Source organism: Kitasatospora humi (assembly GCF_020907985.1).
Lineage (GTDB): Bacteria > Actinomycetota > Actinomycetes > Streptomycetales > Streptomycetaceae > Kitasatospora > Kitasatospora humi.
Genome location: NZ_JAJJPA010000047.1, coordinates 1 through 12139, shown reverse-complemented (window position 1 = coordinate 12139; position 12139 = coordinate 1). Strand labels below are relative to the sequence as shown.

The following is a 12139-nucleotide window of genomic DNA, read 5'->3' as shown; positions in this document are numbered from 1 at the left end:
CGTCAGGAGCGGGAGTCGGTGCCGCAGACGCCGTCGTCCTTGAGCGGCTTGCTGCCGTCGTAGGGATCCACGGTGGGACCGCTCTGGTTCGGCTGGGGCTGTCCCTCCTCGAAGTCGGGCTGCAGCCAGCCGTCGCCCGTCTCGCAGTAGTTGCCGCCCATGTCGCTGTCGCCCTTGTCCAGGACGATCTTGTTCGGGTCGACCCGGTAGCGCTGCGGGTCGTAGAAGCGGAAGTCCTGGGTGCGCCGGACGATCTCCCGGGTGACCGGCTTGGACGGGTCGAGCTGGACGAGCGACACCGACTGGCCGTTGCCCGTCGAGCCGCCGGACGGCTGGGCACTGGGGTGGTACGCCTCGGGACCGGGGGCCAGCGCGTAGACGTAGATGTAGTCGGTGTGCACCAGCAGGCCGTTGTCTCCGTCACCCTCGAAGCCCACGTGCCCCTGCACCTTGATGTCCTGCGCCGCGCGGACCGCGGTCCTCGGGTCGAACCGGCTGATCCAGCTGGTCGGGTCGTGGTCCTTGTCCGGGTGGGCCAGCGCGGCCTTCAGCGACGCCTGCTCCTTGCCGTCCAGCAAGTCGAGCACCGGCTGGGTCGCCCCGCCGTCGACCACGCTCGGATCCAGGTTCGCGGCCACCAGGTACTTCTTCACCAGGGCGAGGTCCTGACCCACCTGATCCGCGTCGAACGCCCCCACCGCCTGCGCCTGCGGCAGGGCGATCCCGTCCGCCCCGGTCGGCCAGGCCGCCGCGGGGGAGCCCGCCCACGGTCGTGCGACGGTGGGCGTGTCGGGGTCCTGGGTGGGCGGCGCGGCGGTGGGGGCCGCCGTCTCCGGCGCCTGGGTGGCCACCGGCTTCGCCGCTGCCGCGCCATTGTCCTGGCTGCCGCCGAAGTTGTTCTGGTACCAGCTGTGCAGCGCGTTCACGTTCAGCCCTGCCATCACCACCGCGACGGCGGCCACGACGAAGACCGGGGTCTGCCAGTTGCGGCGGGTCCTGCGCCGGCCGCCCCACGGGTCGACCCGCTTGGCCCTCCGGCCGAACCGGCTGCGGCGGATCTCGGCGGTCGGCGGGCGCCACGCCTCGGCGGGCGCCGGCGGCTCCTTCCGCCAGCGCGCGGCGAGCATCCGGGCCCGCCCGGACGGCTCCTTGACGCTGGCGGCCTTGATGAACTCCTCGTCCAGGACGAGGTCGGCGAACGGATCCGGCTCGTCGCCGCCGGGGCGCGGTCCGGGGTCTTCGGTTATCGGCACGCGGGTCAGTATGCAGACGCTCCACGACACTTCGCGCACCGGGTGGTGCCCCGATGGTCACCCGGTGCGCGTTCTGTGGTGATTCCTCCTCAGGTGACCGCCGCTCAGCTCCGCCTGGCGCCCTTGACCGAACCCACCACACCGGCGACGAGCAGCAGCAGACCGGCCGGCAGCAGCGACATGAAGGCCGCGCCGATCAGGCCCCAGCCGCCGAGGAAGGTCAGCGTCAGGGTGTTGAGCGCCCACAGTGCGACGGTGGCGGGCAGTGCGGACTGCCAGGGGTGCTCCAGGGCCCAGCGGTGCAGCCGCCGGTCGCCGGTGCCCCGGCGCAGCAGGCCGCCGACGGTGCCGACCAGGAAGAAGAAGAACAGGCCCCAGCCGACCGGGCCGGCCAGGATCGACGTCGACCAGTGGCCGGTGACCAGGTCAATGCCCAGGGCGGCGCCGCCGACCACCACGCCCACGGCCGCGGCGGTCCGCCACGGCCCGGTGGTGGCGGAGGCGACGGCCAGTTGGCTGTTCTCGCGTCGCGACAGATCTCCGTGTCCCATGCCTCCACGGTGCTCCTCGCCGGCCCTCGGGGCCAGGGGCGACACCCCTGAGTTTTCCCCTACGGGGCGGTGCCGTCACGGCGTGTCGGACGGGTGGTCGAGCGCTGCCTCCTCGACCAGCACCGGCCAGCCGCGGCTGCTGGCGTGCTCGGTGAGCTCCGGGTCCAGGCAGACCACCCGGGGGTTGCCCACCACACTGAGGGTGCGCAGGCCGTCGGTGTGGTTGACGTAGCCGAAGCAGCGGGAGGCGTCCAGGCCGAGCAGGATGATCGCCTCGACCACGGTGACCATCGCCGGGTCGCCCGGGGAGCAGCCGGGCTGCTCGGGCCCGCGGTGCACCACCAGGTCGGGGCCGACGCCCAGGGCCGCGACGCCGTGCTCCGCTTCGGCGTGCGGCCGTTCGCAGGCGTCCGGTGGGGCCGCCACCAGGACCAGGAGGTCGCCGGCCGAGCGATGGCGCTCCGCGGCCTGCCGCACCGCTTGGCGCGACCGGTGGCAACGGTGCCCGTCCCGCAGGTCGAAGAATGCGGCGCGCGTCGGTTCCACCATGATCCTGCCAATCCCCCTCGGCCTCCGGCCTGCGTTACGAAGATATCCCGTCCTTTCGAACCACCACGGCTAGATCATGTCATTTTCTTTCCTATTCCCAACCCCATCGGAAGCGGGTTTCCGCCAATGGTCGGCAGGCGACGTGACCGTGTGTCAGGGCGTTAATTCGGGTCGTCCGAATCACCCTGATTGCACCTATTCGACGGCTTGGTCCAGGGTCATCCCGAAGCGACGGAAACGCCCCCGGGGAGATTCGGGCATATAGGTCCGTTTTTTTGTGTCATGATCACGGCACCCATCATCTGGGAGCTGATGCCGACATGACGATAAGGGGCACATTCCGCCACGCAGTTGACTCTCTCGTTGACACCCTGTGACTCCTGTTGTTGAGTCGTACTGGACGAAGTCGCCAACGTGGGGATGCGAGATGGGTGGCGCAGACATGGGGACCGTTGGGATCATCCTTGCCGGCGGGCGAGGTGAGCGTGCCAAGCCGATCACCCTGGAGTCGGCCGACTACATCAGAAGCAAGGCACTGATCCCGTTCGTCGGTCGCCGGTTGATCGAGTGGGTCGTCGATGCCTGCCGCGAGCAGGGCATCCGTCGTTTCTACGTGGTCGCGCAGGGACTGGAGAACCGCAGCCAGATCATGCTGCTGCTGGGCCACGGAGAGAGGTACGGCGTCGAGGTCCGCTATTCCCGGCCGAGTTTCGACCGGTACAACGTGGGCTCCGGCGCGGCCACCCTGCACAACCTCGAGGAATGGGACCTGGTCGAACAGGCCCTGGTCCTTCCGGTCGACTCGGTCTTCGACTTCTCGCTGGCCGAGCTCACCGAAACCCACCGCAGCACCGGTGCCGTCGTCACCGTGGCCTCGGTCGCCCGCACCCCGCAGGAGGTGGCCGGGAAGTACGGCGCGATGCGGACCGATCCGCGCGGCCTGGTCTCCGGCTTCGTCGAGAAGCCCGACCTGGCGCGGATCGCGGACCTGTTCCCCGAGACCAGGAAAGACGCCGAGGCGCTGATCCCCACCAACGCCGGCATGTACCTGGTCGACTGCGCCCGGCTGCGCCAGGCGGCCCGGGAGCCGGAGCTGATGCGCCAGGCCCAGCAGCGCCTGGACTGGGGCGGCGACCTGCTCCCCACGCTGGTGGAGCGGGGCCTGCCGGTGGCCACCCACCGGATCGCCCGGCTCGGCGACCTCGGCAACGTCGAGGACTACCTGATCACCCTGAAGGACGTACTGGCCGGCGACTACCCGCTGATGAACCAGCTGATGGAGAAGCCGGACTCGGAAGTCGGCCGGTACTGGATCCACGAGACGTCACTGGCCACCCGGGACGAGATCACCGGCACCACGCTGGCCGACAAGATCGAGGACGGCAGCGTGGTGATCGGGCCCGGGGTCCGGATCGGCCGCCACGTGGCGGTCGGCAAGGACGTCCGCCTCGAGTACACCGACGTCGGCGACGGCGTCGAGCTGCGGGCCGGCGCCCGGCTGAGCCGGAGCTCCTGCGGAGACGCGGCGGTGATAGGCCCGTACGCCGACATCAGCGACACCTACGTCGGACCCATGGTGGAGATCCAGTCGGACCGGGAGCACCCGGTCCGACTGGAGGGTTTCTCGGCCCTCGGGGACGGCGTGCAGCTCTGGCCGGGCTCGCGGCTGTCGGGGGTCAGCGTCTACCCCCGGCTGCGGGTCCCGGCGATCGCGAACCTTCCTTCGGGCACCCGGCTGACCAGCTCGGACGACATCCTGCGGTGGATCTGACGGGGCCCCTGACGGCCAAGGCTTAAGGAGAGAAGGCGATGGACAATCCGGTGGTGGTGGTCGGTGGTACCGGGCGCGTCGGCCGGATCATCGTGCAGCGCCTCCTGGAACGTCGGGAGAGCGTGCGCGCGATCGGGCGCAGCGGCCACCGGGCCCGCCGGCACCTGGCACCGGGGGCCGCGTTCAGCGAGGGCGACGTCAGGGTCCCGAAGACCCTGACGGCGCCGCTGGCCGGTTGCTCGGCGGTGGTCTACTGCGTCGAGCCCGGCACCGAGAACCACGGTCCCGACCGGCCCGAGACCACGATGTACCAGGGGGTGGGCAATGTGCTGGCGGCCGCGACCGCCGGCGCCAACCGCCCCCACGTGGTGCTGGTCAGCCAGCTGCACGCGACCCACCAGGGGCATCCGCTGAACGCCTACGGGCGGCTGCTCTCCTGGCGGTTCGCGGGCGAGGACCTGCTCCGCGAGTCCGGGCTGCCGTACACCGTGGTCCGGCCGGGCTGGCTGATCGACGACCGTGCGGCGGGCCACCGGGTCCGGCTGGACCAGGGCGACCAAGGCACCGGTCAGGTCACCCGGGACGACGTTGCCGAGTCCTGCGTCCAGGCGCTCTACACCCCGGCGGCCCGCGGGGTGACCTTCGAGATCTTCAACGAGCCCGGAACGCCGCTGCCGTCGTGGCGCGACGCGTTCGGTGCTCTGAGCTGGGACCGGACCCCGGTGGGTCTGACCTAGCGCCGGGCCCCGGACCCGTCCGGGGCCAGTCTTCTCCGCCCGCACCCGTGCGCGCGTCTGTCGGCGGAGAGCACGGCCGCTCTTTCCCCGGAAGGCGGAAACTCGGCCGGAATCAACAATTCCGGGTGCAGTATGGGTAGGGAGTTGACAGCAAATATGACTCAGGGTAAGACGGTACAGACGGAAGTCCCGAGGGATCTAATAGCGCGGGCACCGGTGACTACGGGCCGTCCGCAGCCGCTCGGCGCCACGATCGACGCGACTGGCGTGAACTTCTCGCTCTTCTCCGAGCGGGCCTCTCATGTCGAGTTGCTGCTGTTCGACAGCTATCACGCCCTGCAGCCGGCCCGGGTCATCGAGCTGGATCCGGAACGGCATCACAGCTACCACTTCTGGCACTGCCACGTGGCCGGCCTGAAGGAAGGACAGGTGTACGCCTACCGGGTCGACGGACCGCATGACACCAGGGACAGCGGCAGCCGGTTCAACCGGCGCAAGGTGCTGCTGGACCCCTATTCGCGCGCCAACATCAACATCCTCTGGGACCGCGCTCGGGCGGTGGGCCCGGAGGACAACTGCGCGTACGCCATGCGGAGCATGGTCGTCGACCTGGACGACTACGACTGGGAGGGCGACAGGCCCCTGCGCATCCCGATGGCCGACTCGGTCATCTACGAGATGCACGTCGGTGGGCTGACCGCCTCGCCGACCTCGCGGGTGGTGCACCCCGGCACCTTCAGCGGTGTGGTGGAGAAGATCCCCTACCTCAAGGAGCTCGGGGTCACGGCCGTCGAACTGCTGCCGGTCTTCGACTTCGACGAGCGCGACGTGCTGCGGATCGGCCCGGACGGCCGGCCGCTGCGCGACTACTGGGGCTACAACCCGTTCGGGTTCTTCGCCCCGCACAGCGCCTACTGCTCCGACCCGTGCGGCTGCCTGCACATCGTCGAGTTCCGCGACATGGTCAAGGAACTGCACCGGGCCGGGATCGAGGTGATCCTGGACGTGGTGTTCAACCACACCTCGGAGGGCAACGAGCACGGCCCGATGATCAGCTTCCGCGGCCAGGCCAACGAGGTGTACTACCACCTCTGGTCCCAGGACCGCCGGCACTACATGGACTTCACCGGCTGCGGCAACGCGATCAACGCCAACCACCCGGCGGTGGCGAAGTTCATCATCGAGTGCCTGGAGTACTGGGTCACCGAGCACCACGTGGACGGCTTCCGGTTCGACCTGGCCTCCGAACTCTCCCGTGGTGCCGAGGGTTTCGAGATGGAGACCCCGCCGCTGCTGTGGGCGATCGAGCTGTCCGGGATCCTCTCCGAGACCAAGATCATCGCCGAGCCGTGGGACGGCGGCGGCCTCTACCAGGTCGGCCGGTTCCCCGGGCGCCGCTGGGCGCAGTGGAACGGCCCGTTCCGCGACGACGTGCGGCGCTTCGTGCGCGGTGACGCGGGCCTGGTCGGCACCGTGGCCACCCGGATCGGCGGCTCCCGCGACCTGTTCAGCCGGGCCGCCGAACTGCCCACCAACAGCATCAACTTCCTCACCTGCCACGACGGGTTCACGCTCAACGACCTGGTCAGCTACAACCACAAGCACAACCACGCCAACGGCGAGGCCAACGCCGACGGCAGCGACGAGAACTTCAGCTGGAACTGCGGCGTGGAGGGACCGACCGACGACGAGGCCGTCGAGCGCCTGCGGGTCCGCCAGATCAAGAACATGGCCGCGATCCTGCTGCTCTCCCGCGGCGTGCCGATGATCCTGGCCGGCGACGAGTTCCGCAACAGCCAGGGCGGCAACAACAACGTCTACTGCCAGGACAACGAGATCTCCTGGCTGGACTGGGACCAGGCGGAGAAGGAGACCGAGGTCCTGGAGTTCTTCCAGGGCATGATCGCCTTCCGCAAGGAGCACGCCGCGCTGCGCCAGCCGCGGTTCTTCGACGACCGCCGCAACGAGCGCGACCTGCCCGAAGTCACCTGGCACGGAACCCGGTTGGAACAGCCGGGCTGGGAGGACCAGGACGCCCGGGTGCTCTCCTTCACCCTCGCCGGGTTCGAGGGGGCCCCGGACCTGCACGTGATCCTCAACATGTACCACCTCGGCCTGGACTTCGAGCTCCCGCACGTCCCGGGCCACCACTGGGCGTTGGCCGTCGACACCGCGCGCGGCCCGGGGGAGGACGTCCTCCCGGCCGGCTCCCGGATCCCGGTGGACGGCCACTCCCTCCACGCCCACGGCCGCAGCGTCGTCGTGCTGACCTCGTTCCCCATCGACGGAGGTTCCAACCGATGAGCACTCCCGACACCAGGCGCACCTACTCGGACAGCATCGCCGGTTACATCACCAGCTACGAGCCGACCAAGGAGCGCTTCGGACTGCGCACCTCGGACGGCCGCGAGGTGGTCATCCACCTCGGCGAGTCGGTGAACTCGCAGATCGTCCGCAACCTCGGCGATCCGGCCCGCGACACCACCGGGGCCACCAGGGACATGCTCTCCGAGGGACGCTACGTCTTCGTCTACGGGATCTTCTACCAGTGGGACGGCGGACAGCGGATCGAGGCCCGGCAGATCACCTTCCCCGAGGAGAAGCGCGGCGCCTACGTCTTCGAGCACCCCAACTGGTGGGTCCAGCAGGCCGAGCAGATAGCCGACTTCTACCTGCGCGGGCACTTCCCCGACGGCGTCTACGACTGGCGCAACTTCCGCACCAAGCTGACCCTCTCGGGCACCCACCCGGCGGAGACGGCGGGTGCCGAGGTGCGCCAGGAGACCGACACCATCTCCCGGTTGGTCTACGGCCTGGCCACGGCCTTCATGCTGACCGGCGAGGAGCGCTTCCTGCGCGCCGCCGAGTCCGGCACCGAGTACCTGCGCGAGCACATGCGGGTGGTCGACGAGGCCGAGAAGGTCGCCTACTGGTACCACGCCATCGACATCACCGAGGGCGCCCAACGCAAGGTCTTCGCCTCGGAGTTCGGCGACGACTACGACGCCATCCCGATGTACGAGCAGATCTACGCGCTGGCCGGCCCGACCCAGACCTACCGGATCACCGGCGACCCGCGGATCCTCAACGACATCGACCACACGGTGTCGCTGTTCGAGAAGTACTTCCGGGACGCCGAGCGGGGCGGGTTCTTCTCGCACCTCGACCCGATCACCATGGACCCGCGCTCCGACTCGCTGGGCCGCAACCGGTCCCGGAAGAACTGGAACTCGGTCGGCGACCACGCCCCGGCGTACCTGATCAACGCCTACCTCGCCACCGGCCGGGCGGACTACGCCAAGCTGCTGGAGGAGACCGCCGACACCATCACCAAGTACTTCCCGGACGAGCCCAACAGCCCGTTCGTGCAGGAGCGGTTCCACGCCGACTGGAGCCCGGACCGCACCTGGGGCTGGCAGCAGGACCGTGCGGTGGTCGGCCACAACCTCAAGATCGCCTGGAACCTGACCCGGATCCGCAGCCTGGTCGACAAGCCCGAGTACACGGCGCTGGCCGAGCGGATCGCCGAGATCATGCCGGCGGTCGGCAGCGACCAGCAGCGCGGCGGCTGGTACGACGTGGTGGAGCGCCAGGTCGACCCGGCCACCGGCGGACACCGGCTGGTCTGGCACGACCGCAAGGCGTGGTGGCAGCAGGAGCAGTCGATCCTCGCCTACCTGATCCTGGCCGGCGTCTCCGGCGACCCGGAGCACAAACGGCTGGCCCGCGAGGCGGCGGCGTTCTACAACGCCTTCTTCCTCGACTACGACGACGGCGGCGTGTACTTCAACGTGCTGGCCAACGGCATCCCCTACCTGCTCGGCACCGAGCGGCTCAAGGGCAGCCACTCGATGGCCGGCTACCACGCGCTGGAACTGTGCTACCTGGCCGCCACCTACACCGGTCTGCTGGTCAACTCCTCGCCGCTGACCCTGCACTTCCGGCCGCTGGCGGAGTCGTTCCCGGGCCGGGTGCTGCGGGTGGCGCCGGACCTGCTGCCGGTCGGCAGCATCCAGATCGACCAGGTCTGGATCAACGACCAGCCGTACGACGACTTCGACCCCAAGGGGCTGACCGTCAACCTGCCGGAGAGCACCGAGCCGCTGCGGGTGCGGGTGGTGGTCGAACCGGTCGAGATGCGGATGCGGATCTCCAGCGAGTTCGACGGCAAGACCGCGCACATCAAGCTGGCCGGCGTGATCGACAAGGACGAGCTGGACAAGTTCCGCCGCGGCCTGACCGAGGCGCTCTCGGTCAAGCCGCAGCCGCAGCGGGTCGAGTTCCACCTCTGCGAGGTCACCGGGATGACCCGCCCGGCGATCAACGAACTGCTGTTCCAGCGCACCAAGGCGGGCATGGACGTCGACTTCGTGGTCGTCGGCTGCGCCCTGCCGGAGGTGGCGCAGGCACTGGCGGCGACCGACGCCTTCCTGCTCGATCCCCGGGAAACGTGCGAGAGCTGACCTGAGGAGTTGAACACCGTCTCTGTCCTTCTCCCGCGCCCCCGACGCGGAGAAGGACAGGGCCATGTGGCGGGGCCGGTCCCCGTCATCGGAAAGCGAAGGAGCTAGCTGTGTCGACGATTTCGCACCGCCGCGAATCGTTCGCGGGGGAGCGGCAGGACGAAATCTCCGAGTTCTGCCAGGGTCTGTTCGCGCCCTTTGCCCGCTCTGACCAGCGGCGATGGGGCGAGGTGTACCTCCGCGGCCTGCTGCACGCACAGGGCCGCAAGACCCCTGCCAACATCTCCGAGCACGTGCTCGGCCGGCGGGCGGTCCAACCCATCCAGCAGTTCGTCAACCAGAGCACGTGGTCGTTCGAAGGGGTTCGACGCCACCTCGCGGAGCGGCTCTGCACCGTGACCACGCCGAAGGCCTGGTCCTTCGACGAGGTGGTGTTCCCCAAGAACGGCGCGCGTTCGGCCGGCGTGGGGCGGCAGTTCGTCGCCTCCGAGGGCCGGATGATGAACTGCCAACTCGCACTGGCGTCGTCGCTGGTGCACGAGAACGGCAGCGTGCCGGTGAACTGGCACCTGATGCTGCCCCGGCACTGGGACCAGGACGAGGAGCTGCGCGGCCACGCGCACATCCCCGAGGAGCAGCGGCACCGGCCCCGCTGGCGCTACCTGCTGGAGTCGGTGGACGAGATCCTGATCGACTGGGACGTGCCGGCGGCACCGGTCCTGGCGGACTGGAGTTTCGAGAACGACGTCGAGCCGCTGCTGCTCGGCCTGGAGGAGCGCGGCCTGGGCTACCTCGTGGAGGTGGCGCCCAGCGCCAAGCTGATGGTGCGACGCCCGGTCTCACCGGGCAACATGCAGTACTGGGCCGCCGCGGACGTGGCCCGCGACCTCGGCGAGCACGGTGAACGGGTGGTGCTGGCCTGGCAGGAGAAGCCGGACAACCGGGCCCGGCACTCGCAGTTCCTGGTCGGCCGGCTGCCGTCCGCGCAGCCACCGGCCCGCCGGGTCGGCCCGCACCTCCCGGGGCACCGGCCGGCCGCCCGCCACCTGGTGGTGGAGTGGCCGTTCGGGCGTCCGCAGCCGCGCACCTACTGGGTCACCAGCCTGCCGGTCGCCCGGCTGCACGAGACGGTGGCGCTGGCCGAGCTGCGGCACCGGGCCGTCAGCGGGTGCGAGAAGCTGCAGGACTTCGGTCTCGGTGACTTCGAGGGCCGCTCGTTCCGCGGCTGGCACCACCACGTGACACTCGCCTCGGCCGCGGCCGGCTTCCACGCACTGCGGGAGCTGACCCGGTCGGCCGAGGAGCCGGAGGCCGTCGAGCTGACGGGTGCCCAGCCGGGTGACCGGCAGGCTGACGCGGGGGCGGCGGGCGCCGAGTCGTCCGCCCTCGTGCAGGACGGTCTGACGCCTCGTGACGAGGAGCTCTACGAGGACGAGCTGCTGGACGAGGAGATCCTGGAGGCCGAGGAGGAGCTGGAGGACGAGATCCGCGAGGAGCTGCGGGCCGAGGTTCGCGAGGAGTCGCGGGCCGAGGTTCGCGAGGAGTTGCGGGCCGAGCTCCGCCGCTGATCCGAGGCGTCGTCCTTCCGCCCCGCCGCGCAGTGAGACGGGCCGGTGCCCCCGCCAGGGGCGCCGGCCCGTCGGCTTGCCTGCTGCCGGGACGGTTCCGGACCGGTCAGCGCTGCAGGGTCAGCACCTGGGCGGTGTGGCCGCAGGTGGGGCACGGCGGTGCCGCCGCCTCCGGTGGGCCGGGAGGCGTGGCGACCGGCCCCGCGCCGGGGGCCGCGAGGGCCGCGGGGGCCGCGGGGGCGGCTGCCGGGGCGGCGGGCGGAGCGGGCACGGTGGGTGCGGTCGGTGCGGGGGGTGCGGTGGGCACGGTCGGTGCGGTGGGGACGGCGGGTACGGTCAGTGCGGGGGGTGCGGTGGGCACGGTCGGTGCGGTGGGCGTCGCGGCCTGCCGTTCGGCCGTCGGCTCGGTCGACGCCACGACCTCGGCCGGCGGCTCCGCCAGCCCGGTCATCCGGTGCACCGGCGAGCGCGGGTGCTGGTCGTGCTGCTGCTCGCTGGTGCTGCCCAGCACCTCGACCATGTAGAACAGCAGCAGCACTCCGAAGATGGTCATGCTCGCCACCGCGCTGACCAGGCCGACCAGGGTGGCCCCGAGGTACATGAGCGGGCCCATCAGGAAGTGCTTGCGCATCACCGAGGCCTGCGCCGGTGTGATGTTGCGTCCCAGGTGCCGGTGGCCGGACGAGGCGTAGACCCAGACCGCGTTGAACGGGATGCCGCCCAGTGTCAGGGTCAGCCCGTAGAAGACCGCCGCGGTCTGCTCCCCCTGACCGGTGCTCAGCGCCTGGGCCAGCACATGGGTCGGGAACGGGATGAACGCGACGTTCATCAGCAGCAGCAGGTTGAACAGCATCAGCGGGCGGTCCACCCGGCGGATGTAGAACAGCATGGTGTGGTGGTTCATCCAGACCACACCGATGATCAGGAAACTGATCACGTAGGCGCCCAGCACCGGCCACTCCTGGGTCAGCCGGTCGAACAGCGACCCCTTGCCGTCCGGGACCTTGATGTCCAGGGTCAGCAGGGTGATGGCGATCGCGAACACGCCGTCGCTGAACGCCTCCAGGCGGCCGGTGCTGATCTCGATGCTCTCCGGTGCCGGTGCGTCGTGCTGGTGGTCGTGACGATGTATGGGCCTCACGGCGGTTTTCCTCCCCGTGGTACGGCGGCGGCCCGAGGACAGCCGGCGGGCTGTCCCCGGGCCGACCAGTGCCAGGGATTTCTCGGGAACGGTGTCTGTCGGTGGA

8 protein-coding genes and 1 pseudogene are annotated in these 12139 nt (G+C 70.1%); 5 read left to right on the top strand and 4 right to left on the bottom strand.

All coding sequences use genetic code 11. The features are described from left to right. Positions 1–2: 2 nt before the first annotated feature. From LN042_RS29855 to LN042_RS29845, 3 genes are all read right to left on the bottom strand, one after another. Positions 3–1253: an SCO2583/SCO2584 N-terminal domain-containing protein gene (locus LN042_RS29855; protein ID WP_230054528.1), complete on the bottom strand. Its 1251-nt coding sequence runs from the start codon at positions 1251–1253 to the stop codon at positions 3–5. Between the two features lie 104 nt (positions 1254–1357). Further along, positions 1358–1804 carry a hypothetical protein gene (locus LN042_RS29850; protein WP_230054527.1) on the bottom strand — a complete coding sequence of 149 codons (447 nt, stop codon included), beginning with the start codon at positions 1802–1804 and terminating at the stop codon, positions 1358–1360. A gap of 75 nt (positions 1805–1879) precedes the next feature. Further along, positions 1880–2353, bottom strand: a complete 474-nt coding sequence (locus tag LN042_RS29845) for an HAD family hydrolase (protein WP_230054526.1) — start codon at positions 2351–2353, stop codon at positions 1880–1882. A 442-nt stretch (positions 2354–2795) separates the two neighbouring features. On the opposite strand from LN042_RS29845, the gene LN042_RS29840 reads away from it, so the two are divergent. From LN042_RS29840 to LN042_RS29820, 5 genes and pseudogenes are all read left to right on the top strand, one after another. Then, positions 2796–4124, top strand: a complete 1329-nt coding sequence (locus LN042_RS29840; RefSeq protein WP_230054525.1) for a nucleotidyltransferase family protein — start codon at positions 2796–2798, stop codon at positions 4122–4124. A gap of 38 nt (positions 4125–4162) precedes the next feature. Further along, positions 4163–4861 (top strand): NAD(P)H-binding protein, encoded by a 699-nt coding sequence (locus LN042_RS29835; RefSeq protein WP_230054524.1) that lies wholly within the window; start codon positions 4163–4165, stop codon positions 4859–4861. A gap of 216 nt (positions 4862–5077) precedes the next feature. Next, complete coding sequence (glgX, locus tag LN042_RS29830; protein ID WP_230054523.1) at positions 5078–7165, top strand: glycogen debranching protein GlgX; 2088 nt, start codon at positions 5078–5080, stop codon at positions 7163–7165. Then, positions 7162–9324: an AGE family epimerase/isomerase gene (locus tag LN042_RS29825; protein WP_230054522.1), complete on the top strand. Its 2163-nt coding sequence runs from the start codon at positions 7162–7164 to the stop codon at positions 9322–9324. The genes glgX and LN042_RS29825 overlap by 4 nt, the downstream gene beginning before the upstream one ends. A gap of 110 nt (positions 9325–9434) precedes the next feature. Beyond that, positions 9435–10625, top strand: a pseudogene (locus LN042_RS29820) (IS701 family transposase); the annotation flags it as partial. A 373-nt stretch (positions 10626–10998) separates the two neighbouring features. Here LN042_RS29820 and LN042_RS29815 read toward each other — a convergent pair. Continuing rightward, positions 10999–12033, bottom strand: coding sequence for a TMEM175 family protein (locus LN042_RS29815; protein ID WP_230054520.1), 1035 nt, complete (start codon positions 12031–12033; stop codon positions 10999–11001). Positions 12034–12139: the final 106 nt, after the last annotated feature.

Coding starts and splice junctions, on each gene's coding strand:
- LN042_RS29850 (WP_230054527.1), bottom strand. CDS start 1,804: ATGGGACACGGAGATCTGTCGCGACGCGAGAACAGCCAACTGGCCGTC.
- LN042_RS29845 (WP_230054526.1), bottom strand. CDS start 2,353: ATGGTGGAACCGACGCGCGCCGCATTCTTCGACCTGCGGGACGGGCAC.
- LN042_RS29840 (WP_230054525.1), top strand. CDS start 2,796: ATGGGGACCGTTGGGATCATCCTTGCCGGCGGGCGAGGTGAGCGTGCC.
- LN042_RS29835 (WP_230054524.1), top strand. CDS start 4,163: ATGGACAATCCGGTGGTGGTGGTCGGTGGTACCGGGCGCGTCGGCCGG.
- LN042_RS29825 (WP_230054522.1), top strand. CDS start 7,162: ATGAGCACTCCCGACACCAGGCGCACCTACTCGGACAGCATCGCCGGT.